Annotated in this window: 19 protein-coding genes; 13 read left to right on the top strand and 6 right to left on the bottom strand. The window is 70.7% G+C overall.

Going from position 1 to position 24,598, the window contains the following annotated elements; genetic code table 11:
• Positions 1–182: 182 nt before the first annotated feature.
• Together ACV7NO_RS02015 and ACV7NO_RS02010 are read left to right on the top strand one after the other, a co-directional pair.
• Positions 183–1,841, top strand: coding sequence for a M28 family metallopeptidase (locus ACV7NO_RS02015; RefSeq protein WP_463404364.1), 1,659 nt, complete (start codon positions 183–185; stop codon positions 1,839–1,841).
• A 98-nt stretch (positions 1,842–1,939) separates the two neighbouring features.
• Positions 1,940–2,764, top strand: coding sequence for a Rossmann-fold NAD(P)-binding domain-containing protein (locus ACV7NO_RS02010; RefSeq protein ID WP_463404363.1), 825 nt, complete (start codon positions 1,940–1,942; stop codon positions 2,762–2,764).
• Here ACV7NO_RS02010 and ACV7NO_RS02005 read toward each other — a convergent pair.
• From ACV7NO_RS02005 to ACV7NO_RS01995, 3 genes are all read right to left on the bottom strand, one after another.
• Positions 2,674–3,585 (bottom strand): DMT family transporter, encoded by a 912-nt coding sequence (locus tag ACV7NO_RS02005; RefSeq protein WP_463404362.1) that lies wholly within the window; start codon positions 3,583–3,585, stop codon positions 2,674–2,676. The two genes, ACV7NO_RS02010 and ACV7NO_RS02005, sit on opposite strands and share 91 nt — an antisense overlap.
• Before the next feature lie 61 nt (positions 3,586–3,646).
• Positions 3,647–4,648: a threonine aldolase family protein gene (locus ACV7NO_RS02000; RefSeq protein WP_463404361.1), complete on the bottom strand. Its 1,002-nt coding sequence runs from the start codon at positions 4,646–4,648 to the stop codon at positions 3,647–3,649.
• A 204-nt stretch (positions 4,649–4,852) separates the two neighbouring features.
• Positions 4,853–6,982: a transglycosylase domain-containing protein gene (locus ACV7NO_RS01995; RefSeq protein ID WP_463404360.1), complete on the bottom strand. Its 2,130-nt coding sequence runs from the start codon at positions 6,980–6,982 to the stop codon at positions 4,853–4,855.
• An 89-nt stretch (positions 6,983–7,071) separates the two neighbouring features.
• Between ACV7NO_RS01995 and ACV7NO_RS01990 the strand changes: the two genes are divergently transcribed.
• Positions 7,072–8,100, top strand: a complete 1,029-nt coding sequence (locus ACV7NO_RS01990) for a LacI family DNA-binding transcriptional regulator (protein ID WP_463404359.1) — start codon at positions 7,072–7,074, stop codon at positions 8,098–8,100.
• A 118-nt stretch (positions 8,101–8,218) separates the two neighbouring features.
• On the opposite strand, the gene ACV7NO_RS01985 is transcribed toward ACV7NO_RS01990, so the two are convergent.
• On the bottom strand, positions 8,219–9,235 hold the full coding sequence (locus tag ACV7NO_RS01985; RefSeq protein ID WP_463407256.1) for a YeiH family protein: 1,017 nt from the start codon (positions 9,233–9,235) through the stop codon (positions 8,219–8,221).
• A gap of 153 nt (positions 9,236–9,388) precedes the next feature.
• Between ACV7NO_RS01985 and ACV7NO_RS01980 the strand changes: the two genes are divergently transcribed.
• Positions 9,389–10,627 carry an MFS transporter gene (locus ACV7NO_RS01980; RefSeq protein ID WP_463404358.1) on the top strand — a complete coding sequence of 413 codons (1,239 nt, stop codon included), beginning with the start codon at positions 9,389–9,391 and terminating at the stop codon, positions 10,625–10,627.
• 288 nt (positions 10,628–10,915) lie between these two features.
• On the opposite strand, the gene ACV7NO_RS01975 is transcribed toward ACV7NO_RS01980, so the two are convergent.
• Positions 10,916–13,210, bottom strand: coding sequence for a TonB-dependent receptor (locus ACV7NO_RS01975; protein ID WP_463404357.1), 2,295 nt, complete (start codon positions 13,208–13,210; stop codon positions 10,916–10,918).
• 102 nt (positions 13,211–13,312) lie between these two features.
• Entirely contained in the window at positions 13,313–14,389 is a 1,077-nt protein-coding gene (locus tag ACV7NO_RS01970) for a Gfo/Idh/MocA family protein (RefSeq protein ID WP_463407255.1), read from the bottom strand.
• 36 nt (positions 14,390–14,425) lie between these two features.
• Here ACV7NO_RS01970 and ACV7NO_RS01965 point away from each other — a divergent pair, with 36 nt between their 5' ends.
• From ACV7NO_RS01965 to ACV7NO_RS01925, 9 genes are all read left to right on the top strand, one after another.
• Positions 14,426–15,334 (top strand): aldo/keto reductase, encoded by a 909-nt coding sequence (locus ACV7NO_RS01965; RefSeq protein WP_463404356.1) that lies wholly within the window; start codon positions 14,426–14,428, stop codon positions 15,332–15,334.
• Positions 15,331–16,398, top strand: coding sequence for an LLM class flavin-dependent oxidoreductase (locus tag ACV7NO_RS01960; RefSeq protein WP_463404355.1), 1,068 nt, complete (start codon positions 15,331–15,333; stop codon positions 16,396–16,398). The genes ACV7NO_RS01965 and ACV7NO_RS01960 overlap by 4 nt, the downstream gene beginning before the upstream one ends.
• Before the next feature lie 120 nt (positions 16,399–16,518).
• Complete coding sequence (locus tag ACV7NO_RS01955; RefSeq protein WP_463404354.1) at positions 16,519–17,088, top strand: NADPH-dependent FMN reductase; 570 nt, start codon at positions 16,519–16,521, stop codon at positions 17,086–17,088.
• Between the two features lie 47 nt (positions 17,089–17,135).
• Entirely contained in the window at positions 17,136–18,329 is a 1,194-nt protein-coding gene (locus ACV7NO_RS01950) for a molybdopterin-dependent oxidoreductase (protein WP_463404353.1), read from the top strand.
• Positions 18,326–18,697 (top strand): cytochrome C nitrite reductase, encoded by a 372-nt coding sequence (locus tag ACV7NO_RS01945; RefSeq protein WP_463404352.1) that lies wholly within the window; start codon positions 18,326–18,328, stop codon positions 18,695–18,697. The genes ACV7NO_RS01950 and ACV7NO_RS01945 overlap by 4 nt, the downstream gene beginning before the upstream one ends.
• 117 nt (positions 18,698–18,814) lie before the next feature.
• Positions 18,815–21,124: a CaiB/BaiF CoA-transferase family protein gene (locus ACV7NO_RS01940; protein WP_463404351.1), complete on the top strand. Its 2,310-nt coding sequence runs from the start codon at positions 18,815–18,817 to the stop codon at positions 21,122–21,124.
• Between the two features lie 12 nt (positions 21,125–21,136).
• Entirely contained in the window at positions 21,137–21,940 is an 804-nt protein-coding gene (locus ACV7NO_RS01935; protein ID WP_463404350.1) for an enoyl-CoA hydratase-related protein, read from the top strand.
• The gene (locus tag ACV7NO_RS01930; protein ID WP_463404349.1) at positions 21,937–23,442 is read left to right on the top strand and encodes an acetyl-CoA acetyltransferase; all 1,506 of its coding nucleotides are present in this window, start codon (positions 21,937–21,939) and stop codon (positions 23,440–23,442) included. The genes ACV7NO_RS01935 and ACV7NO_RS01930 overlap by 4 nt, the downstream gene beginning before the upstream one ends.
• The gene (locus tag ACV7NO_RS01925; RefSeq protein WP_463404348.1) at positions 23,439–24,554 is read left to right on the top strand and encodes an NAD(P)H-dependent flavin oxidoreductase; all 1,116 of its coding nucleotides are present in this window, start codon (positions 23,439–23,441) and stop codon (positions 24,552–24,554) included. The genes ACV7NO_RS01930 and ACV7NO_RS01925 overlap by 4 nt, the downstream gene beginning before the upstream one ends.
• The last annotated feature ends 44 nt before the right edge of the window (positions 24,555–24,598 follow it).

The raw sequence follows: 24,598 nt of genomic DNA, 5'->3' as shown, positions 1-24,598 counted from the left end.
TGCCACTCGAAACCGTGCCGCCGCGCGGTTGCTGGGGGAAGGGCCTCGTTCGAGGCGATGGCCTCCCGTGCGACCGCGACCGCGGGAACCCAGACTGGACCCCCGCCTTCGCGAGGGTACAAGGCGACGTCGGTTGCCAAGGTTCGCCACTTGCCGTGGCCGGGCTCCAACGGGATTTCAGAATGATCGTTCGTACCGCTTCCCTGCTGCTGCTCGCGTCGTCCACGCTGGCCACGGCGCAACAGGCTGCGCCGCCACCGTCCGTCCCGGTCGATCAGGCCACGATCAACGCGCGCGTCACCGCGCCGCTGCCCGCGGACCAGGCGGCGATGAAGGCGCATGTGATGTTCCTCGCCTCCGACGCGCTCAAGGGGCGCGAGGCGGGGAGCGCGGAGTACGACATCGCGGCGGCGTATGTCGCGGCGCAATTCTATGCCGCCGGGCTGCGGCCGAAGGGCGATGCGGGCGGGTATCTCCAGCGCGTGCCGCTGGTGACGTACCGGCTGGCGGAGGGCGGACGGATGACCGGGGCGGCGGCGGGCAAGCCGGTGCCGCTGGAGGCGGGCAAGGATTATGTGCTGGCGGCAAACCCCGCGGCGGCATCGACCCGGGTGTCCGCGCCGGTGGTGTTCGTCGGGTACGGCGTGGTCGCGCCGGCCTATGGTCGCGACGACTATCGCGGCGTCGACGTGCGCGGAAAGATCGTCGCGTTCGTCGCGGGCAGCCCCGGGGCGATGACGCCCGAGGAGCGCGCCTATTTCGGGCAGGGAGCGACCAAGGCGCGGATCGCGGCGGAGCACGGCGCGGTGGGGGCGATCGTGCTCTCGACCGCGGCGACGCTGCCGCGCGGGCGCGCCGCGGGCGCGCGGACGACCTGGGCGAACCCCGACGGCACGGGGCATGGCGATGCGCCGGGTACGCCGACGCTCGGTACGCTGGGCGCGACCGGGGCGGCGGCGCTGTTCGGGGCGGCGTGGGGGCCGATCGCGAAGGAGGCGGCGAAGGATGCGCCCGCGTTCGTCTCGCAGGCGCTGCCCGCGAGGCTGGGCGTCGAGAGCGGGACGACGTTCACGGCGGGTACGTCGTCGAACGTCGTTGGCATTCTGCCCGGCAGCGATCCCGCGCTTGGGCAAGAGGTCGTCGTGATGTCGGCGCATCTCGATCATATCGGGGTGCGCGCGGGCGGGGCCAAAGATCCGGAGGGCGGCGACCGGATCAACAACGGCGCGCTCGACGATGCGATCGGCATCGCCAGCCTGATCGAGGCGGCGCGGCGGTTCGAGCGGGGGCCGAAGCCGAAGCGCAGCATCCTGTTCCTCGCGGTGACCGCGGAGGAGAAGGGGCTGGTCGGCAGCGAGTATTTCGCGAACCATCCGACGCTGCCGATCGGGAGCATCGTCGCCGACGTGAACCTCGACATGCCGATCCTGACCTATCGGTTCGAGGACATGGTGGCCTATGGCGGCGACCGCTCCTCGCTGGGGCCGATCCTGCGCACCGTGCTGGGCGGGATCGGGGTGACGCTGTCGCCCGATCCGAACCCCGAGCAGGAGATCTTCGTGCGCTCCGACCATTTCCGCTTCGTCCAGAAGGGGATTCCGTCGGTGTTCCTGTGGCCGGGGCCGAAGGGCGCGGGCAGGGCGGCGACCGCGGCGTTCATGGCGAACTGCTATCACCGGCCGTGCGACGACCTGTCGCAGCCGATCCTGTGGGACCAGGGGGTGCGCTTCGTCGAGGCGAACACGCGCATCGTGCGCGCGATCGCGGACGGCGCGACGCGGCCGGTATGGAACCGGGGGGATTATTTCGGGACGGTGTTCGGTGGGCCGATGGCGAAGTAACTGCAGGGCCGAGAGACTGTTCTGTGCCCGTACGTTTCTGGACTTCGCTCGAAACGAGCGGGCGGATCGGGTGTAGTCCCGGCTGGGGGGAAAGTAGCGTGGCGCGACTTCTGGTGTTCGGGATGGGGTATGCCGCCAGCGCGGTCGCGGCGCGGCTTGGCGACTGGCATGCCGCCGGGACGACGCGCGACGGGCGCGGCGGGACGCTTCGGTTCGGCGATACGGCGCTCGTGCGGCGCGAGCTGGCGCTGGCGACGCATGTGTTGTCGTCGGTGCCGCCGGAGGACGGGCGCGATGCGGTGCTCGATGCGTATGGCGATGCGCTGGCGGGCAAGTGGCTGGGGTATCTGTCATCGACCGGCGTCTATGGCGATGCCGCGGGCGGGTGGGTCGACGAGAGCGCGGCGGTGACGGGGCGTCGCGCGGGGCGCAATGCCGCTGACCTGGCGTGGCTGGCGCTGGGCGCGCGGGTGTTCCGGTTGCCGGGGATCTATGGCGCGGGTCGCTCCGCGCTGGAGCGGGTGGCGGAAGGCAAGGCGCACCGCGTCGACCTGCCCGGACAGGTGTTCAGCCGGGTGCATGTCGATGACATCGCCAGCGGGGTGATCGCGGGGTTCGACGCGCCGGCGGGGGCGTACAACCTTGCGGACGATGCGCCGTGCGACCAGAATGCGGTGGCCGCATACGCGGCCGAATTGCTGGGGCTGCCCGCGCCGCCGTTCGTCGCGGTGGAGACGCTGTCGCCGATGGCGCGCGCGTTCTACGGCGAGAACCGGCGGGTCGCGAATGGGAAGGCGAAGCGCGTGCTGGGCTGGGCGCCCCGCTACCCCGACTACCGCGTCGGCCTGCGCGCGGTGAGGGCGATGACGAGCCCGACGCCCGCGAGCGCGGAGCCCGCGGCGGCGAGCGTCGTCCAGCGATAGCCCTCGAACAGCGTCGAAAGCGTCATCGCGATGACGGGGACGATGACGCTGGAATAGGCCGCCTTGGCCGGGCCGATCCGGCGGAGCACGGTGAAATAGAGCGGGAAGGCGAGCGCGGACGCCGCGATGCCGAGATACGCGATCCCGGCGGCATAGCCCCAGCGCCATTCGAACACGGGCGGCCCGGACGTCGCCCACGCCCACGCCCCGTCCGCCAGCGCGCCGAGCAGCATCGCCGCGGCGGTCGCGGCGATGAGGGGGTAGCGCTTCGCGGTCTGCGTCGCCTGCATCACGTTGGCGCTGGAAGCGGACAGGATCGCGCAGAGCGTGAAGGCGATGCCCGTCAGCGCGTTGGCGGGGCCGGCGGGATCCGCGCGCACCTCGTGGACGAACAGCAACGCCACCCCCGCCATCGCGACCGCGGAGCCCGCGAGAAGCTGCCGCCCGAGCTGCTGGCCTAGAAAGATGCGGCCGAACAGCGCGTTGGGGACGAGCAGCAGCGCGAAGACGATCGCGACGAGCCCGGAGGTGATGAACTGTTCCGCGCGGTAGACGAAGTTGAAGTTCAGCACGAACTGGCTGAGCCCGAGCAGCGCGACGAACCGCCACCCGCGCGTATCGAACGCGAACCGCTCGCCCCGCGCGACCGCGAGGACGGCGAGGACGATCCCGGCGACGAGGAAGCGGTACGTGACCGACCAGGAGGGCGGGACGATTCCGAGCTGGTCGCGGATGACGAGCCAGGTCGAGCCCCAGATGAGCGTGACGATCGCGAACGGGATCAGGACCGAGGCGCGGGTGGACTGGGGGGCGTCGGTCATGCCTCCGTCACTTCTCCATCACGAAGCGACCCCAGCCTTCGCCGGGGTGACGGTGTCGCGCTCACAGCGCCGCGATCGCGGTGGCGAGGGGGCGGATCGTATCCTCGCGCTGGTCCCACGAGATGACGAGACGCGCCTCGCCGGGCCCCCAGTCGTAGAAGTCGAAGCCCTGTGCGCGCAGCGACGCGGCCTCGTCCGGGGTGACGCGCAGGAACATCTCGTTCGCCTGGACGGGGTGGATCAGCCGGTCCCCCGCCGCAGCGGCGAGGAGCGCGGCACCGGCGTTGGCGCTGCGTCCGCAGTCGAGCCAGAGATCGTCGTCGAGCATCGCGAGGATCTGCGCGGCGAGGAAGCGGCCCTTCGACAGCAGCAGCCCGGCGCGCTTGCGGCGATAGCTGGTCGCCTCGGCCAGCGCGGGGTCGAAGAACACCAGCGCTTCCGCGTTCATGCCGCCAGTCTTGACGAACCCCATGCTGAGCGCGGCGACGCCCGCGCGCCACGTGACGTCGGCGGGCGCGCAGCCCGCGCTGGCGACCGCGTTGGCGAAGCGCGCGCCGTCCATGTGGAGCGCGAGGCCCCTGTCCTTCGCCAGCGCGCCGATCGCAGCGACCTCGTGCGGAGAATAGACGAGGCCGTATTCGGTCGCGTTGGTGATCGAGATCGCGTGCGGGCGCTGCTGGTGGACGTCGTAGCGCTGGAGCGACAGGACCGCGGCGATCGTGTCGGGCGTCAGCTTCGCGCCGTCGCCGTCTGCCAGGAGAAGCTTGGCGCCGTGGGTGTAGAATTCGGGCGCGCCGCATTCGTCGTTCTGGATGTGCGCGTCGCGGTGGCAGACGACGCTGCCGTGCGGCGGGCACATCGCGGCGAGCGCGAGGCAGTTGGCGGCGGTCCCGCTGGGCACCCAGAAGGCGCGCACGTCGGTCTCGAACGTCTCGGAGAGCCGCGCGTCGAGCTGCTTCGACCAGGCGTCGCCGTCATAGGCGGTGTCGAGCGTGTTCGCGGCGACGATCGCGTCGAGGACCTTCGGGTGCACCGGGGCGGCGTTGTCGGAGAAGAAGCGCATGGCGGCGGGTCTGGTTTCGCAGGGACGGTGCGTCAACCTTTGTGTGTGGAGCCTTCCGACTCCGGCCCGCTCATCCTGAGGAGAGGCTGAGCGAAGTCGAAGCCTCGTCTCGAAGGACCGGCCCGTTGCGTCCTTCGAGACGGGCCTTCGACAAGCTCAGTCCCTCCTCAGGATGAGCGGGGGCGTGACAGGATGAGCCGTGCGTCAGAACCGCTCGGGATCCTCCGGCGGCGGCTCCTCGCGCCGCCTGCGATCCTCCGCCGGCGCGCGATCGTCGCGGGGCGGGCCGAGCGAGATCGAGCCGTCGACCTCGCGGCGCAGGTCGAGCCCCAGGTCGCGCAGCTGGTCCGCGACGGGGGCGACGGCGTTGTCGACGATGCCGTCGGGGTCGAGGATCTCGGGGTCCGCCTCCTCAACCGGTGCGGGCTTGACGACGGGGGCGAGATCGAGCGCGCTGACCATGAAGTTGCGCCAGATCTGCGCGGGGATGCCGCCGCCGTGGAGCCCCGGGTTCGGCGTGTTGTCGTCGTTGCCGACCCACACGCCGACGACGAGATCGCCCGCGAAGCCGATGAACCACGCGTCGCGTCCGCTTTGCGACGTCCCCGTCTTGCCGAACGCGTCGACCGACAGCGCGGCGGCGCGGCCGGTGCCGCGGATCGAGGCGGCCAGCAGATCGAGCATCTGGTCGCGCAGCGCGGGCGCCATCGTCTTCTGCCCGCCGGTAAGCGATTCATACCATGACGTCTTCTGCTCGCCCGCCTCCAGCCCGTGCGGCTGGACCGGGTATTTCCCCGCCGACACCGCGGCGAACGCGGCGGTGAGCTCGAGCAGCGACACTTCCGACGTGCCGAGCCCGATCGTCGCCTCGTTCGCGATCGGGGTGGAGATGCCGAGGTCGCGCGCGGCCTTGATGACGTTGCGCACGCCGACCTCCTGCGTCAGCCGCGCGGCGACGACGTTGGACGACCGCTGGAACGCGCGGCGCAACGGGATCTGCCCCAGATAGCGGCCGTCGTCGTTCTTCGGCTTCCACCCTGCGATCTCGACGGGCGAATCGTCGACGATGGTGTCGGGGGTCATCCCGGCACGCATCGCGGCGAGGTAGACGAAGAGCTTGAAGGTGGAGCCGGGCTGGCGGCGCGCCTGCGTCGCGCGGTTGAACGGGCTCTTCGCATAGTCGCGCCCGCCGACCATCGCGACGACCTTGCCGTCGCGCGTCATCGCGACCATCGCGGCCTGCGCCTGACGCAGGCCCGCTTGCCGGATCACGCGCTCCGCGGTCTTCTGCAGCCCGGGATCGAGCGTGGTGGTGACCGTCTCCTCGGTCTTGATCTCGCCCGCGCGGTCGCGCGCGGCGGGGAGGACCCAGTCGGCGAAATAGGTGCCGCTGGGCAGCGCCTGCGGGTTGCTGGCGAGGACACGCTGCGGCTGGACGTCGTCGCCTTGCGCCTTCGTCAGGAAGCCCGCGTCGACCATCGCGCCGACGACGACCGCCTGCCGTGCGCGCGCGCCCTTGAGGTTGCCGGTGGGGGCGAGCCGCGAGGGCGCCTTGACGAGCCCCGCGAGCATCGCCGCCTGGCCGACGTTCAGCCGCTCGGGCGTGCGCCCGAAATAATGCTTCGCGGCGGCGCGCAGGCCGTACACGTTGTCGCCGAAATAGACGTTGGAGAGATAGCGCGAGAGGATCTCGTCCTTCGTCAGCCAGGCCTCGAGCCAGAAGGCGATCATGACTTCGCGGATCTTGCGCGCCGCGGTCCGGTCCGAATCGAGGAAGGCGTTCTTGGCGAGCTGCTGCGTGATCGTGCTGCCGCCCTGGCGGACGCCGCCCGAGCCGACATTCGCCCACGCCGCGCGCGCGATCCCGCGCGGATCGACGCCCCAGTGCGAGCGGAAGCGGCGGTCCTCGATCGCGAGGAACGCCTGGGTGACGTGCGGGGGCAGCGTGGCCGCGTCGACGGGCGCGCCGATGATCGCACCGCGCCGCGCGATCGGGGTGCCGTCCGCCGCGGTCAGCGTGATCGAGGGCGGGGTGGGCGGCTTGAGCGACTGCGACAGCGGCGCGGTGATCGCAAGCCATATGATCGCGAGGACGAGCAGGACGATGCCCGCCCCTGCACCGCGCACGATCCAGCGGCCGATGTTGCGCGGGCGGCGGGGGCGATCGGGCGCGATCGGGGGCGGCGTGCTGCCCCCTGTGCCGCTATCATGCCAGTCGTCGAACGCGGGGAGCGGCGTGCGCCCGTCGGCGGGCGCGTGGTTGTAGCGGACGCGGCCCGTGTCGAACGGGTCGGGTCGCGGAGATGGGGAGGGGGGATCGGTCCGGTCGGCCACGCTGGTGTACTATTCCTCTAAGACAGTTGCCGCAAGCCCGCGTGCCGTGCGAGGACCATTAGCGGGCGCGAACCGGGAGAAAAAGGGCTTTGCGGGCAACGATCAAGGACGTGTCGGCGGCGGCGGGGGTGTCGATCAAGACCGTGAGCCGGGTGCTCAACAAGGAACGCTATGTCGGCGCCGCCACCCGCGAGAAGGTGGAGGCGGCGGTGGCCGCGCTCAATTTCCGCCCGTCGCAGGCGGCGCGATCGCTGGCGGGGCGGCGCGCGTACCAGGTCGCGCTGATCTGCGACAATCCGAGCCCCTATTATGTCTACGAGATCCAGCGCGGGATCCGCGATCGGTGCGAGGCGGACGGCGTGAGGATGATCGCGCAGCCCTATGATCGCGGATCGAAGGGTCTGCTGGGGGAGATCGAGGCGCTGGTCGACACCAGCCATCTCGATGGCGTGATCCTGACCCCGCCGGCAAGCGATCACCCCGGCGTGCTCGACCTGCTGGAGCGGCGCCAGGTACGGTTCGTGCGGGTGTCGCCGGGGGACCGGCCCGAGCTGGCGTCGGCGGTGTTCATCGACAACCGGCGCGGCGCGGCGACGATGATGGCGCACCTGCTGGCGCTCGGGCATCGCCGGATCGCGCACGTGATGGGGCCGGCGGAGTTCGCGACGAGCGCGCAGCGGCGGGCGGGGTACGAGGATGCGATGCTGGCGGCGGGGCTGCCGATCGACGCGGCGCTGATCCAACCGGGCGAGTTCGATTTCGCGAGCGGCGCGCGCGCGGCGGCGGCGCTGCTGGCGCTGGCGGAGCCGCCGACCGCGATCTTCGCAGGCTCCGACGACATGGCGGCGGGCGTGCTGACCGCGGTGCATGCGGCGGGGCTGACGGTGGGCCGGGCGGGGGCTGAGACGGGGGAGGCGGCGATCTCGGTCGCTGGGTTCGGCGACGACGCGCTGGCGGGCTATGTCTGGCCGCCGCTGACGACGATCCGCCAGCCGGTCCGCGAGCTGGGGTGGGCCGCAGCGGACCTGCTGCTGGCGCCGGTGGAGGACGGGGTGGCGCGGCGCGAGCTGCCGTTCGAGCTGGTCGAGCGGGCGTCGACCGCGGCGGTGGGGCGATGAGTATGCCGCACCCGCTCCGTTTGCCCTGAGCCTGTCGAAGGGCTGTCCTTCCTTTCAGCGGTTGCAGAAGAAGGGCAGTGCTTCGACAAGTTCAGCACGAACGGGGTGGCGGTGGTGGTCAGCCGATCAGCAGCAGCGCCGCGCCGAGCGACAGCGCGAACGCGGCGACCGTCGCGATCAGGATCACGAACATCGGGCGCGGGCCGGCTTCGAGCAGTTGCGACAGTGGCGAGCGGATCGCGGTGGCGGTGACGGCGGCGGCCAGCAGCGCGGCGGCGATCCTTTCCGCGCCATGCGCCGCGACCGTCGGGATCACGCCCGTCGAGTTGACGCCCGCGAGGACGAAGAAGCCGACGACGAACCACGGGATGCCCGGGCCCTTGGTGCCGCTGGTGCCCTTGGGCAGGAACATCGCGACCACCGCGAGCGCGGGCGCGAGCAGCGCGACGCGGGTGAGCTTGACGATCGCGGCGACGTCGCCCGCGCCGGGGGAATAGGAATAGCCCGCGCCGAGTGCCTGCGCGACGTCGTGGATCGACGCGCCGAGCAGGAACCCCGCCTTCAGGTCCGACAGCGCCAGCGCGTGGGCGGCGAGCGGATAGACGACCATCGCGGTGGCGCTCATCGCCGAGATGCCGACGAGGACGAGGGTGAGCTGCGTCTGCGAGGCGCGGCGCTCCCCCAGCGTCGTCGCCAGCGCCATCGCGGCACTCGCGCCGCAGATCGCGACCGCGCCGCCCGCGAGCACGCCGAACGCGGTATCCTGCCCCAGGCGGCGCGCGGCGAGGATGCCGACGCCGATCGTCAGCGCGACGATCGCGAGCACCGCGACGAGCGCGACGGGGCCGAGCGCGACGATCTGCCCGAACGTGACGCGCACCCCCACCAGCACGATCCCCCAGCGCAGCAGCGAGCGCGACGCGAAGGCGAGCCCCGGCGTCAGCCGCGTATCGGCGGAGAGGAAGTTGAGCGCGAGCCCGATCAGCAGCGCCATCAGCGTGAGCGGCGCGCCATAGTGATCCGAGATGAATCCTGCCGCCAGCGTCCCCGCCGCGACGATCGCGAGACCGGGGAGATAGCCGCGCCACGTCGCCCTGGGGCTGGGCTCGATATCGCCGTAGAGATCGGCGGCCATGGGGAGCGGGCGGGTGCGGACGGCCAAGGCGATTCCTCGAGAAGGGGCTTCCCGTTGTTGCGGGAATGGCGGACGGTGGAAAGATACTAGCCCGATCCGTCGATCTATGACAACGTTATCAGCATGAACAAAGAACGATAAAGGGAGAGAGCGTTGACCCCCGGTTCCAATCGCGCGCGCTGGCTGATCGTCGCGCTCGTCTTCTTCGCGATCATGCTGAACTATGTCGACCGGCAGATCCTGGCGCTGCTCAAGCCGACGCTGGAGGCGGAGTTCAAATGGTCCGACCGCGACTATGCGAACATGCTGTCGGCGTTCCAGGTGTCCGCCGCGGTCGCGTTTCTCGGCACCGGCTGGTTCATCGACCGGGTCGGGCTGAAGCTGGGCTTCGCGATCGGGGTGGCGGTGTGGAGCGTCGCGGGGATGGCGCATGCGTTCGCGACCACGGTCGGCGCGTTCATCGCCAGCCGCGTCGTGCTGGGCGCGGCCGAATCGATCGGGACGCCAGCGGCGGTGAAGTCCGCCGCGACCTATTTCACGCAGAAGGAGCGATCGATCGCGCTGGGCGTGGGCAACACCGCGCCCAATGTCGGCGCGATCGTGACGCCGCTCGTCATCCCCGCGCTGGCGGTGGCGTTCGGATGGCAGGCGGCGTTCCTGTTCGCAGGGGGATTGGGACTGTTGTGGTGCGTCGCGTGGTTCTGGGTGAAGGTGCCCGCGGTGGTGGAAAGCGGGGAGAAGCCCGCGCCGATCGCGTGGCGCACACTGCTGACGAAGCGCGAGACCGCCGCGATCGCGATCGCCAAGGTGCTGTCGGACCAAGTGTGGTTCTTCATGCTCGCGTGGCTGCCCGACCTGTTCCACCGGATGTTCGGGTTGCAGCAGGGGACGGTCGGGCTGCCCGTCGCGCTGGCGTACGTCATGGCGGCGGCGGGCGCGCTGACCGGCGGGTGGCTGCCGACGCGGCTGATGGCGCGCGGGTGGAGTGTGAACCGCGCGCGCAAGGGGGCGATGCTGCTCTACGCGGTGCTGGTGCTGCCGGTGACGCTGGTGATGTTTGTCGACAATGCGTGGGCCGCGGCGCTTCTGCTGGGGCTGGGGCTGTTCGCGCACCAGGGGTTCTCCACCAACGTGTTCGGCCTCGCGACCGATATCGTGCCCGCGCGCGCGGTGGGCTCGACGATCGGGATCGCGGCGTTCTGCGGCAACATGTGGTCAATCGTGCTGATCCAGCTGGCGGCGGTGAGCCTCGCGGCGGGGTGGGGCTATGGGCCGCTGCTGGCGATCTGTTCGGTGTCGTACCTGCTGGCGCTGGCGATCGTGCAGCTGATCCTGCCGCGGATCGTGGCGGTGGAGGATGACGGATCGGGCGCGGTGGCGATGGCGCATTGAGGGGGCATCGAGATCGTCATCCCGGACTTGATCCGGGATCCCGCTTCTTCTTCGACAGCAAAGACAAGCGGGACCCCGGATCAAGTCCGGGATGACGGATAAGGGAAGGCCCCGCGGATCGCTCCGCGGGGCCTTCCCTTATCCGTCATCCCCATTCCGTTTGGGCTGAGCTTGTCGAAGCCCTGTCCTTCTATTCCAAGGTTGGAAAAGAAGGACTGCACTTCGACAGGCTCAGTGCGAACGGGGTGGGAGTTCGTGCGAACCGGTAAGGTGGGCGTTGTGCGCCCCTCAAAAGTTCACCCGTCCGGTCACGCCATAGTAGCGATCCGCCTCGCGCGGGATGATGTAGCGGTAGCTGCCGCCCGGGCCGCCGCTCGTGATCGCGGAGGCGAAGCTCTGGTCGAACAGGTTCTTGACCTGGAAGGTCAGGCGGAACGCATCGTTCGCCGCGACGAGGCCGGCGGACAGGTCGACCAGGCCGTAGCCGTGGATCGTGGTCGCGTTGCGGACGAGGACATTGGCGTCGAGCTGCGAGATCTGCTTCGACTGGTACGAGGTCTGCGTGCCGACCGTGACATCGATCGCGCCCCCGGTGCGCCAGCGATAGTCGGCGCCGAGCGAGCCCTTCCACTTGGGCGCATAGGGCAGCGTCGTGCCCGCGGGGACGACGCCGGTCACGACGCCGTTGGTCGGCACCTTGAACTGGTCGACATGCGCGTCGGTGTAAGCGAGCCCGCCCGAGATGGTGAAATCGCGCACCGGCTGCCACAACAGGTCCAGCTCGCCGCCGCGGGTCGAGATCTTGCCCGCATTGGTGAAGCGCGTGACGAGGACGCCTGCGACCTCGTCGGGGTTGTTCGCCTGGAAGTTGTCGTACTTGGCGTAATAGGCGGCGAGATTGATGACGAGCTTGCCGCCGAACAGCGTGTTCTTGAGGCCCGCCTCGAAGCTGTCCGCGGTCTCGGGCTCGATCACGTTCGTGCCAGTCGCGCTCAGATTGTAGAAGATGTTGAACGCGGGGCCTTTGTAGCCGCGCGCATAGGTGGCGTAGACCGTCGACTGCGGTACGATGTCGTACTGGAGTCCCGCCTTGCCCGACCAGTTGGTGTTGGTCGTCTTGCCGGTGAACGGGCCGAAACTGGCCGAGATGCCCGGCCCCGCGAGCGTCGTCACGCGGGTGTGGAACACGTCGAGCTGGTCCGCGGTGTAGCGTAAGCCGGCGATGCCGCGGAAGCGGTCGGTGAAGTTCAGCGTCGACTGGCCGAAGAAGGCGAGGTTCTTGAAGGTGGAGCCGAACACCGCGGTGCCGGTCGGCCGGGTGATCGTGGTGCCCGCGGTCGAGCAGGGCGTCAGCACCGTAGGCGTCGGCGTCAGCGTGCAGACGATGTCGCTGCGCGTGAAGCTACGCTGCGTGTAGGCGCGCGAATAATAGGCGCCGAGCACGTAGCTGAAGAACTGGTTCGACGGCGACGTCAGCCGCAGCTCCTGCGTGAAGGTGTTCGACACCTGCGGGCCGACGTCGTGCAGCTGGTTGAAGCCGACATAGGCGGTGGGCAGCCAGTCGCCATCGCGGATCTCGGTATTGTCGTATTCGCGGTAGCTGCCGATGTACGTCACCGTCTGCGTGCCGAGCGTCCAGTCGGTCTGGAGCGAGGCGCCCCAGCTCTTCTCGTCGGTGTGGGTGACGAGATCCTGGTTGATCGTGCGCGATTCGTTGCCGCGCGGGGTGGGCAGGACGGTGGCGGTGAGGTTCGTCGGCGTGGTGCCGATGATCTCGGCGCAGCAATCGTCCTTCGATTCGCGATAGTCGGCGATGATCGTCGCGGTGAAGTTCGGCGTCAGATCCGACACGATCATGCCGCGCACGCCATAATGCTCGTAGCCGTTGACGCGGCGGTTGCCCTGCGCCTGGTTGCGGATGTTGCCGTCGTAATTGCCGTAGAAGCCGGTGACGCGCGCCGCGGTGGTGGCGGTGATCGGCAGGTCGACGCCGGCGCGGACGCGATATTCGTTGCCGTTGGTGTAATAGCCGCCCTCGACGAACCCGCCGAACTCCTTGCCCGGGCGCTTCGTCACGATGTTGATGACGCCGGCCGAGGTGTTCTTGCCGAACAGCGTGCCCTGCGGCCCGCGCAGCACCTCGAGCCGGTCGATATCGACGAGGTCGCTGAACGCCTCGCCCGCGCGGCTGTAGACGACGCCGTCGACGACGGTCGAGATCGAGGGCTCGCCCGCGATCGAGAAGGTGGAGGTGCCGACGCCGCGCAGGAACAGCGACTGGTTGATCGTGGTGCCCGATTTGCGGAAGTTGAGCGTGGGGACGAGATATTGCGCGCCCTCGAGATTGACCGCGCCTTTCGCCGCGATCGCATCGCCCGAGATCACCGACACCGCGAGCGGCACGTCCTGCAACCGCTCCGACCGCTTCTGCGCGGTGACGACGATGTCGCCGGGCGAATCATCCTCGGGCGCGGCGGGCGTCTGGGCCGTGGTGCCGACGCCTGCGGTAGTGGTGTCCTGCGCCCATGCGGGGGCTGCGGCCAGCGCGAGCGTCGCTGCGCCCGCCATCCAGATCGACTTCATCGTTTCATCCTCCCAATTCCCACTTTGATGGTGGGTTATCGATATGTGTCCCGCGTTGTCATCCGCGGTTGGTCTATCCAGGCGCGAAGCCCGGCTTCGTCGTCAGAATCCGAGTTCGCGCATTGCGACGACGCGCTTCTCGCGCGCGCTGATCTCGGCGGCGGTGCCGATCGCGACCGCCATCAGGCCATCGCGCGCGGTGACCTCGACCTGCCCCTCGCCGCGGACGACCGCGTTGAAGCGCTGATGCTCGTAGAAGGTGGAGCCGTGATGGCTGCCCGCGGCGAGCGCGGTTTCGTCGACATGGACCGCGCGCGTCTCGACCTTCTTGGGGTTCATGAAGCCGACGCGCGGGGAATAGACGATCGTGCCGTCGGGGATCAGCACGTCGAGCCGGGCGTCGCTGCCGACCGCAATGATCTCCTCCTGGTTCTGCGCGCCGTCGGCGAACATCGACAGGTCGAGCATCGCGCGCGTGCCGTCGGCGAAATCGACCGTTGTGTAGCTGTTGTCGATGATGTCGGGCGTCTCGCCGGCATAGGTCTCGTCGAGATGGTTCACGTCCATCGCGCCCGAGCAATAGACGCGCACCGCCTCCGACTTCGTGATGAAGCGCATCAGATCGAAGAAATGGCAGCATTTCTCGACCATCGTGCCGCCGGTGTTGCGGCTGAACCGGTTCCAGTCGCCGACCTTGGGGAGGAACGGGAAGCGGTGCTCGCGGATCGACAGCATCTGCAATCGTCCGACCTTGCCGGCATGGACCTGCGCGATGAACTCGGCGGCCGGGGGCATGTAGCGATATTCCATCGCGGTCCAGAACGGGGTGCCCGCCGCGTCCGCCTGCTCGACGATCCAGCGCGCGTCGTCGATCGTCGTGGCGAGCGGCTTCTCGCACAGGATCGCGATCCCTTCGCCGAACAGCGGGGTCAGCACGTCGCGGTGCGTGTGGTTCGGGCTGGCGACGATCACCGCGTCGACGAGGCCGCTCTTCGCGAGCGCGGCCGAATCGGCGAACTGGCGGACGTCGGCGGCTTTTTCGCCGAGTGCCTTCGTCGCCCATCCGAGCGAGGTCGAGACGGGATCCGCGATCGCGGTGACGACCGCGCCGGGCGTCACCGCCAGATTGTTGAGATGCTCGACGCCCATCATTCCGGTGCCGACCAGCCCGTAACGCACTTGCTCTCCCACGGATCCTGTCCTTATATGACAACGATGTCTGAAATCACCCTATCGCCCGATTCGAGGCCGCTCGGCAAGAGCGGAATCATGGTCTCACCGATTGCCTGGGGCATGTGGCGCTTCGGCACCGCTGCGCCCGAGGAGGGGCGCGCGCTGATCGAGGCGGCGTTCGCGGCGGGGGTGACGCTGTTCGACACCGCCGACATCTACGGCTTCACCGGCGAGGCGGGGTTCGGCGACGCCGAAAGCGCGCTGGGCACGATCCTGGCCGACGCGCCGCAGCTTCGGGAGGCGATGGTGCTGGCGACGAAGGGGGGGATCACCCCGCCGGTGCCATATGATTCGGGGCGCGATTACCTGATGCTCGCGCTGGACAATTCGCTGCGGCGGATGTGCGTCGACCAGGTCGACCTCTACCAGATCCACCGCCCCGACATCCTGACGCACCCGCAGGAGGTGGCGCGCACGCTGGAGGACATGGTGGCGTCGGGCAAGGTGCGCGCGATCGGGGTGTCGAACCACACGGTCGAGCAGACGCAGGCGCTGCGCGTGTTCCTGTCGGTGCCGCTGGCGAGCACGCAACCCGAGTTCTCGCCGCTGTGGACCGAACCGATGACGAACGGGCTGTTCGACCGGACGATGGCGCACGACGTGGCGGTGCTGGCCTGGTCTCCGCTCGGTGGTGGGCGGATCGCGGAGCCGGGGACCGCGCAGGAATGCGCGGTCGCCGCCGCGCTCGACGTCAAGGCGCAGGCCGCGGGCGTGTCGCGCGCGTCGGCGGCCTATGCGTGGATCATGGCGCATCCCGCCAAGGTGATCCCGATCGTCGGCACGCAGAACGCCGCGCGGATCGCGGAGCTTCGCGAGGTCTTCACCGTGCGGTGGACGAAGCAGGAATGGTACGACGTGCTGGTCGCGTCGCGGGGGGAGACACTGCCGTGAACGACCGGGCTTGCGAGATCAGCTGGTTCAGCGCGCTGTGCGACGACGACTACGAGTTCCTGGGCGTGCCCGACGCGAAGCTGAAGTCGAGCTGGGAGCATTGCCGCGACATCGTCCTGCAGGCGGAGAGCGGCGGGTTCGACAATATCCTGCTGCCCTCGGGCTATGCGCTGGGGATCGACACGACCGCGTTCGCGTCGGCGATCGCGCCGATGCTCCGGCGGATGGCGCTGTTGATGGCGGTGCGCGTGGGCGAGACGTGGCCGCCGCAGCTGGCGCGCCTGATCGCGACGATCGACCGGCTGCTGGGAGGCCGCCTGACCGTCAACATCATCTCGTCCGACATGCCCGGCGAGACGCTGGCGTCCGCGCCGCGCTATGCGCGCACGGTCGAGGCGATGCGGATCCTCAAGACGCTGCTGAGCGGCGAATCGCTCGACCATGATGGGGAGTTCTGGAAGCTGAAGGTCGATCCGCCGCGCGTCGGCACCGTCGACGGCAAGGCGCCGCTGCTCTATTTCGGTGGGCTCTCCCCCGACGCGCGCGAGGCGGCGGCCAAGGGCTGCGACGTGTTCCTGATGTGGCCCGACAAGAAGGAGACGGTCGCCGCGATCATCGCCGACATGCGCGCGCGCGCCGCGGCGCACGGCCGCACGCTGCGCTTCGGCTATCGCGCCCATGTGATCGTGCGCGATACCGAGGCCGAGGCGCGGACCTATGCCGACCGGCTGCTGTCGAAGCTGGACGCCGAGCAGGGTGCGCAAATCCGCGCGAAGTCGCTCGATTCGACCTCGACCGGGGTCGCGGCGCAGGCGGCGCTGCGCGAGGGCGCGGCGGACGACGGCTATGCCGAGGAGAATCTGTGGACCGGGGTGGGGCGCGCGCGCTCCGGCTGCGGCGCGGCGATCGTCGGCGATCCCGACCAGGTGCTGGCGAAGCTCCAGATGTATCAGGACATGGGGATCGAGGCGTTCATCCTCTCGGGCTATCCCCACGCGGCGGAGGCGGACCTGTTCGCCCGGCACGTGCTGCCGCGGATCGAACACGGGCCGCTGGAGCGGTGACCAGCCATCCGTTTGGGCTGAGCTTGTCGAAGCCCCGTCCTTTCTTCTAACATCGCGAGCGAAGAAGTACGGCACTTCGACAAGCTCAGTGCGAACGGAGTGATTGTGGCTCAGGACTCAATGCAACCCCTCGTCGTCGGGATCGGCGGCACCATCGGCGGGGTGTCTTCCACCGAGCGCGCGCTGCGGATCGCGCTCGACGAGGCGGGGGCGCAGGGGTTCCGTACGCGGCTGTTCGGCGGCGCGGACATGGCGCGGTTGCCGCTGTACGACCCCAAGGCGCCCGAGCGGACCCCCGCGGAGCGCGAGTTCGTCGATACGGTGCGGCAGGCGTCCGCGCTCATCATCGCATCGCCGGGGTATCACGGCAGCATCTCGGGCGTGGTGAAGAACGCGCTCGACCTGCTCGAGGAGACCGCGCGCGATGCGGAGCGGCCGTATCTGGCGGACATGCCGGTGGGGCTGATCGCGACCGCCTATGGCTGGCAGGCGACGGGATCGACGATCGCGGCGCTGCGCTCGATCGTCCATGCGCTGCGCGGCTGGCCGACGCCGTTCGCGGCGATGATCAATTCGCAGCTCACCCGGTTCGACGCCGAGGGCGGCGCGAGCGATCCCGCGGTGGTCGAGCAGTTGCGGCTGGTGGGACGGCAGGTGGCGCGGTTCGCACCGCTGACGCAGGATGCTTGAGCGCTCGCGCTTATTGACGTCGCCCGACGCGAACGGCGGGATGAGCGATGCTTGATCGCCGCCATGCGCTGGGGCTGATCGGGCTGGGCGGCGCCGGGCTGGCGCTGCCGGCGCGTGCCGAGGACGTCGATCTGGGGTTCGGCAACGGCCGGCGCGCGACGACGGGCGCGTATCCCGGCAAGGGGACAATGATCCTCCAGCGCGAGCGCGCGCCGCTGCTCGAGACGCCGATGACCGCGATGGACGGGCAGGTATTCACCCCCAACGACCGGTTCTTCGTGCGCTGGCACTATGCCGACATCCCGACCGCGGTCGACACGCGGACGTTCCGGCTGCGCGTCGACGGCGCGGTGCGGCGGCCGCTGGCGTTGTCGCTGGCGCAGCTGGAACGCCTGCCGCGGTTCGCGATCGCTGCGGTCAACCAGTGTTCGGGCAATTCCCGCGGGCGGGTGACACCGCGCGTGCCCGGTGCGCAGTGGGGCGACGGCGCGATCGGCAACGCGCTGTGGGAAGGCGTGCGGCTGCGCGACGTGCTCGATCTGGTGGGCGTCGCGCCCGGCGCGGTGCAGGTGCGCGTGTCGGGGCTGGACCGGCCGCCGCCGGGGGCGCCGCACTTCGCCAAGGCGCTTGGCCTCCCCCACGCGATGGCGGGCGAAGTGATGATCGCGACGCGGATGAACGGCGCGGCGTTGCCGATGCTCAACGGCTTTCCGTGCCGGCTGGTCGTGCCGGGCTGGTTCTCGACCTACTGGATCAAGGCGCTCGACCGCATCGAGGTGCTGGCCACGCCCGACGACGGCTACTGGATGGCCAAGGCCTATATGATCCCCGCGAGCGCCGATGGCGGGGTCGCGCCGGGGACGAAGGAATTCGCCAAGACGCCGATCCACACGATGCGCCCGCGCGCGTTCTTCACGAGCGTGGACCGCGAGACGCAGGTGGTGGCGGGATCGCCCTTCTATGTCCGCGGGCTGGCGATGGGCGGGGCGCATGCGGTCGCGCGCGTCGAGCTGTCGATGGACAGGGGCGCGACGTGGCGCGCGGCGCATCTGGGCGCGGATGAGGGGCGATACGGATTCCGGCTGTGGGAGGCGACGATCCCGGGCCTTCGTGCGGGCGGGTATCGGATGTGGGCGCGCGCGGTGAACACTGCCGGTGCGGTGCAGGCGATGGACGCGGTGTGGAACCCGGGCGGGTATCTCTATGCCGCCGCGCCCTCGATCGCGGTGCGCGCGGCATGACGATCGGCGCGCGGGTCGCTGCGGCCGGGGTCGCGATCGTGATGGTGCTGGCGGGGGCGTGGCTGTGGCTGACGCACCGCGTCGGGGAGGCGCGTGAGGCGGTCCCGGTGGTCGCGGCGGCGCCGGTGGTGTCGATCGTGCTGCCCGAGGAAAGCGCGGCGCTGCCCGCGACGCCGGCGGGGGAGCGTCTCACCGCGAAGTGCACCGCGTGCCATTCGGTGGGCATGCTGACGCAGCAGCCCCCGATGGACGCAGCGAAGTGGACCGCGACCATCGTGAAGATGCGCGAGGCGTATCATGCGCCGATCGCGCCGGCGGAGGATGCGGCGCTGGCGGATGCGCTGGTAACGTTGCAGCGCGGCGGCTGACCGCTGCCCCCGCTCTTCCCGGGGGCATAACTTCTGTTATCCTGTCGTTGACAGCGGCCGGCCGGGTGGTCCACCCATCGCTTGAGACGGGCCAGGGCCCGCGACAGGAGAGCGTGGGTGGCGTACGCGGATCGCGAGCGGCAGGACGAGGCAGTGGACTTGCCGCTGGCGGGATTGCGCGTGATCGACTGCGCGGCGGGCGCGCTGGCGGCAACCGCGCGATTGCTGGGGGAACTGGGCGCCGAGGTGACGCGCATCGCGCCGGCGGGCGACGCTGGCGGGCGTATCGTCGGCGGAGTCGATATCGACGCGGCGGTCCACGATCTCGGCAAGCGCGTGGTCGCGGTCGATCGCGCGGCGTTCGAGACGATGGTGCGCGACGCGGACCTGCTGATCGAGACGTGCGTGCCGGGATCGCCCGAGGCGGCGGCGCTCGACGTGCCTGGCTTGCGGCGCGCGAACCCCGCGCTGGTGGTGGTGTCGATCACGGCGTTCGGGCAGCTCGGGCCCTGGGCGGGGTGGCGCGCGACCGATCCGGTGCTGCACGCGTTGACCGGCGGGCTCGCGCGCTCGGGGCTGCCCGATCGGGCGCCGCTGCTGCCGCCGGGCGAGCTGACGCTGCACTGCGCGGCGGCGCAGGCGGCGTATCTCGCGCTGGTCGCGGTCGTCCAGCGGCTGCGGACCGGACGCGGCGACCGTATCGACATCGCGCTGGTCGAGGCGGGGATGGCCGCGCTCGACCCCGGCTTCGGGATCGCGGGCAGCGCGCAATCGGGCGTGCCCTTGTGGAAGATGGCGCGCGGACGGATGGACGAGCGGCGGCGCTATCCGATCTTCGCGTGCGCCGACGGGTTCGTGCGGACGTGCATCATGGCGCCGCGGCAATGGGCGGGGATGTTCGCGTGGATGGGCAGGCCCGCGGCGTTCGCCGACCCGGCGTTCGCGACAATCCAGGCGCGGAACCGCTCACCTGAGTTGCACGACGCGATCGCGGCGTTCCTAGCGCCGATGACGCGCGCGGAGATCGAGGCGGGCTCGGTGAGGCACGGCGTCCCCGCCGCGGGGGTCCTGTCGCTCGGCGAAGCGATCGCGACCGAGCAGGTGCGCGCGCGCGCGGCGATCGCATCGGCAGACCTGGCCTCCGGCGTCACCGCGCGGGTTCCGGACGGCGTGCTGGTGATCGACGGGCGGCGCGCCGGTCCGCGCGAACGCGTGGCGTCGCGCGTGACGTGGCCCACGCTTCCCGCGGCGACACGCCCGCTCGACGGGGTGAAGGTGCTCGACCTCGGCATCATCGTCGTCGGGGCGGAGACGGGGCGGCTGCTGGCGGACATGGGCGCGGACGTCGTCAAGGTGGAGCATGCGTCGAACCCCGACGGGCAGCGCCAGTCGCGCGACGACGCCCCCGTGTCGATCACCTTCGCGGCCGGGCACCGCAACAAGCGCGGGCTGTCGCTCGACCTGCGATCAACGGCGGGCAAGGCGCGGTTCCTGGCGCTGGTGGGCGAGGCGGACGTGCTGCTGTCGAACTTCAAGCCCGGCACGCTCGCGAAGCTGGGGTTCGACGCGGCGACTCTGGCGGCGGCCAATCCGCGGCTGGTGACCGTCGACAGCTCGGCGTTCGGTGCGAGCGGGCCCTGGAGCGGGCGGCTCGGCTACGGGCCGCTGGTACGATGTTCGGCGGGGTTGACGGCGCGGTGGACGTATGATGGCGAGCCCGAGAGCTTCAGCGACGGCTTCACCGTCTATCCCGATCACGTCGCGGCGCGCATCGGTGCGGTCGGCGCGCTGGCGCTGCTGATCCGGCGGTGGCGCGGCGGGCGGGGCGGCAATGCGAGCGTGGCGCAGGCGGAGGTGATGCTGGCGCACATGGCGGCGGACATCGCGGCGGCGTCGCTGGGGCAACCGATCGACATTCCGCGCGACGCCCCGTGGGGGCTGTTCGCCTGTGCCGGCGACGACGAATGGTGCGCGGTGACGATCGAGGGCGATGCCGACTGGCGCGCTCTCGCGGGCGTCGTGCCGGGGCTCGACGCGACGTGGACGCGGGGCGAGCGCGTCGCGGCGCGCGGGGCGATCGACGCGGCGCTGGGCGCGTGGACCGGGACGCGCGCGCCCGCCGACGTCATGACGATATTGCAGGACGCCGGCGTACCGGCGGGCATGATGCTGCGTGTCGTCGAACTGCCCGCACAGCCGCAATTCGCGGCGCTCGGCACGTTTCGCGAGGCGACGCACCCGCTGATCGGGCATGCCGTGCATGTCGAGGCGGCCCCCGCACGCAGCGAGACGCTGCCGCCGCCCGACCAGCGCCCCGCGCCGCGTATCGGCGAGCATAGCCGCGCGGTGCTGCGCGACTGGCTCGCGCTCGATGCCGACACCATCGCCGCGCTCGAACGCGACGGCGTGATCGACCAGCCAGCATGAGGATTTAGGACAATGAGCGCATCGGGGAACGACGCGGTAAAGGTCGAGCGGCGCGGGCATGTGATGCTCGTGACGATCGACCGGCCGGAGGCGCGCAACGCGGTCAACGCGCTCGTCCATGAAGGCGTCGGCGACGCGCTGGCGGCGGCGGATGCGGACCCGGAGGTGCGCTGCGTGATCGTGACGGGCGCGGGGGACAAGGCGTTCTGTGCGGGCGCGGACCTGGTCGCGCTGTCCCGCGGCGAGCGGCTGGCGCCCGACGATGCGGTGAAGGCGGCGTGGGGGTTCGCGGGGATCGTCAGCCATGCGATCTCGACGCCGGTGATCGCGTGCGTCAACGGCGATGCGCTGGGCGGGGGGCTGGAGATCGCGCTGGCGTGCGATCTGGCGGTCGCGGTCGATACCGCGCGGTTCGGGTTGCCCGAGCCCAAGCGCGGGCTGTTCGCGGCGGCGGGCGGCGCGTTCCGGCTGGTCGACCAGCTGCCGCGCAAGGTCGCGATGGAGATGCTGCTGACGGGCGATCCCATTCCCGCGGAGCGCGCGCTGGCGCTGGGGCTGGTCAACGCGCTGAGCCCGCGCGAGGGGCTGCTCGACGCGGCGTTCGCCTTGGCGGAGCGGGTGGCGGTCAACGCGCCGATCTCGGTGCAGGCGTCGAAGCGCGTCGCGGCGGGGATCGCGGACGGGCGGATCGCGCGCGAGGAGGCAAGCTGGGCGCTCAACCGCGCGGAGACGAAGACGGTCTTCACCAGCGCGGATTCGCGCGAGGGGCCGCGGGCATTCGCGGAGAAGCGCGCGCCGGTATGGACGGCACGATGACGGAGGCCAATCCCGAGCGCGTCGCCGTCATCGTCGGTGTCGGCCAGGTCAACGATCGACCCGCGGATCCCGCCGCCGGGCTCGATTCGCTGGGGCTGATGCGCGCGGCACTCGAAGAGGCGGATCGCGACGCCGGGGGCGGGTGGCTCGCGGCGCTCGATTCGCTCGCGGTGGTGCAGCAGATCAGCTTCTGGCAGGACAATCCGCTCGTCGGCACGCTGGCGGCGGCGATCGGCGCCTCGCCCGCCATCGCGTACGAATCGGACGGGCCGAACGGCGACAGCCCGACGGTGCTGCTCAACGAAGCCGCCAACCGGATCGCGCGCGGGGAGGCGACGATCGCCGCGGTGGCGGGGGGCGAGGCGCTGCGCACCGCCAGCCAGCGCGCGGCACTGGCGGCGAAGACCGACCTCGCGGCACAGAACCCGCTGCGCAAGCTCTCCGAGAGGCGTGCGCCCGGCTATCGCCAGCGCCACGGGCTGACGACTCCGGTCGACGTCTATCCACTGTACGAGAATGCCGCACGCGCCGCATGGCGACAGACGCTGGCGGAGGGGCAGGCGGAATCGGGCGAGATCTGGGCGCGCTTCTCCGAGGTGGCGGCGCGGACACCCGCGGCGTGGATCCGCCAGCCCCGCCCGGCAGACGCGATCGTCGAGGCGACCGCGGACAACCGGCGGATCGCGTTTCCCTATACCAAGCTGATGGTCGCCAATTCGAGCGTGAACCAGGGCGCGGCGTTCCTCGTCACGAGTCTCGCCGAGGCGCGGCGGCGAGGGGTGCCGGAGCGCGAGCTCGTGTATGTCGGGCGCGGGGCGGGCGCGCACGAGCCCGACGACATCCTCGCGCGCGACCGCTACGATGCTTCGGCGAGCATGCGCGTGGTGCTGGAGCGCGCGCTCGCATGGAACGCGCTGACGATCGACGACATCGATCTGGTCGAGCTTTATTCGTGTTTCCCCTGCGTGCCCAAGATGGCGCGGCGCGTGATCGGGTGGCCCGCGGAGCGCGCGGCGACGGTGTTCGGCGGGCTGACCTTCGGGGGTGGGCCGATCGGCAATTACATGAGCCATGCCGTCGCGGAGATGGTCGTCGCGCTGCGCGGCGGCGGGAACGAGACGGGACTGCTGTTCGCCAATGGCGGGTTCGCGACGCACAGCCACGCGATTGCACTGTCGACGCACCCGCTGCCCGGCGCGGGGACGGCGCACGACTTCGACGTGCAGCGCGAGGCGGATGCGGCGCGCGGCGCCGTGCCGCCGCTGGCGAAGGACCATGCCGGGCCGGCGACGATCGAGACCTACACCGTATTCTATGCACGCGACGGGTCCGCAAAGGGCGGGGTGATCGTCGCGCGGACGCCCACGGGTGCGCGGACGCTGGCCAGGGTCGAGGGCACCGCGATGGTCGCCTTCCTGACCAACGGGGTGCGCGAGCCGGTGGGCGTGACCGGGACGATCGTCGCCGAGGGCGACGACCGGATATGGAGGATGGACGCATGAAGTCACCGATCTGCGATCTGCTGGGGATCGACTTTCCGCTGCTCGCCTTCAGCCATTGCCGCGACGTGGTGGCGGCGGTGAGCCGCGCGGGCGGGTTCGGGGTGTTCGGCGCGACCGCGCACACGCTCGAGAGCCTCGAGGCCGAGCTGGCGTGGATCGACGCGCATGTCGACGGCAAGCCCTATGGCCTCGACGTGCTGATCCCGGAGAATTACGCCGCAGGCGCCGGGACGTCGCGGCGGACGCTCGACGAGAAGGTGCCCGCCGGGCACCGCGCGTTCGTCGGCGATCTGCTGGCGAAGCATCATGTGACGATGCCCGAGCGCGAGGCGCGCGACGGCGCGGCGCCGTTCGACCCCGACGTGGCGCTGGCGATGCTCGAGGTCGCGTTCCGGCATCCGATCAAGCTGATCGCCAACGCGCTGGGGGTGCCGCCCAAAGCCATGATCGACATGGGGCGCGCGCACGGCGTGCCCGTCGCCGCGCTGGTCGGCGCGAAGGAACATGCACTGCGGCAGGTGGCGGCGGGCGTCGACATCCTCGTCGTTCAGGGCGGAGAGGCGGGCGGGCATTGCGGCGAGGTGTCGACGCTGGTGCTGGTGCCCGAGGTGATCCGCGCGGTGGGGCCGGACGTGCCCGTGCTAGCCGCGGGCGGGATCATGACGGGCGCGCAGATGGCGGGCGCGATGGCGATGGGGGCGCACGGCGTGTGGACCGGCTCCGTCTGGCTCGCGACGCCGGAGGCGGAGACGAGCGAGACGTTCCGCGCGAAGATGGTGGCGGCGACCTCGCGCGATACGGTGCGGTCCAAGGGGCGGACGGGCAAGCCCTCGCGCCAGTTGCGCTCCGCCTGGACCGAGGCGTGGGAGGGGCCGGGGTCCCCCGGCGCGCTGCCGATGCCGTACCAGAGCCTCATCAGCGAACCGGCCTTGCGCGCCGCGGATCGAGCGGCGGAGCGCGGCGACGTGGAGGCACGCGAGCTGGTGACCTATTTCGTCGGGCAGGGCGTGGGGCTGGTCGAGCAGGTGCGCGGGGCGGGGCAGGTGGTGCAGGACTTCAAGCTGGAGTTCGCGGACGCTGTCGAGCGGCTGTGCGCGATGGTGGGGGATTGATCCGTCACCGGTATGCCGGGAATGGGATTGTCCGCTCGCGCGCC

It is taken from the genome of Sphingomonas sp. Ell38C01, assembly GCF_055231975.1.
This window is presented reverse-complemented; position numbering and strand designations above follow the sequence as displayed.

Bases quoted from the DNA above. Each gene is read 5' to 3' on its own strand.
- ACV7NO_RS02015 (WP_463404364.1), top strand. From the start codon at position 183: ATGATCGTTCGTACCGCTTCCCTGCTGCTGCTCGCGTCGTCCACGCTG.
- ACV7NO_RS02005 (WP_463404362.1), bottom strand. From the start codon at position 3,585: ATGACCGACGCCCCCCAGTCCACCCGCGCCTCGGTCCTGATCCCGTTC.
- ACV7NO_RS02000 (WP_463404361.1), bottom strand. From the start codon at position 4,648: ATGCGCTTCTTCTCCGACAACGCCGCCCCGGTGCACCCGAAGGTCCTC.
- ACV7NO_RS01985 (WP_463407256.1), bottom strand. From the start codon at position 9,235: ATGGCCGCCGATCTCTACGGCGATATCGAGCCCAGCCCCAGGGCGACG.
- ACV7NO_RS01975 (WP_463404357.1), bottom strand. From the start codon at position 13,210: ATGAAGTCGATCTGGATGGCGGGCGCAGCGACGCTCGCGCTGGCCGCA.
- ACV7NO_RS01965 (WP_463404356.1), top strand. From the start codon at position 14,426: ATGTCTGAAATCACCCTATCGCCCGATTCGAGGCCGCTCGGCAAGAGC.
- ACV7NO_RS01955 (WP_463404354.1), top strand. From the start codon at position 16,519: ATGCAACCCCTCGTCGTCGGGATCGGCGGCACCATCGGCGGGGTGTCT.
- ACV7NO_RS01950 (WP_463404353.1), top strand. From the start codon at position 17,136: ATGCTTGATCGCCGCCATGCGCTGGGGCTGATCGGGCTGGGCGGCGCC.
- ACV7NO_RS01945 (WP_463404352.1), top strand. From the start codon at position 18,326: ATGACGATCGGCGCGCGGGTCGCTGCGGCCGGGGTCGCGATCGTGATG.
- ACV7NO_RS01935 (WP_463404350.1), top strand. From the start codon at position 21,137: ATGAGCGCATCGGGGAACGACGCGGTAAAGGTCGAGCGGCGCGGGCAT.
- ACV7NO_RS01930 (WP_463404349.1), top strand. From the start codon at position 21,937: ATGACGGAGGCCAATCCCGAGCGCGTCGCCGTCATCGTCGGTGTCGGC.
- ACV7NO_RS01925 (WP_463404348.1), top strand. From the start codon at position 23,439: ATGAAGTCACCGATCTGCGATCTGCTGGGGATCGACTTTCCGCTGCTC.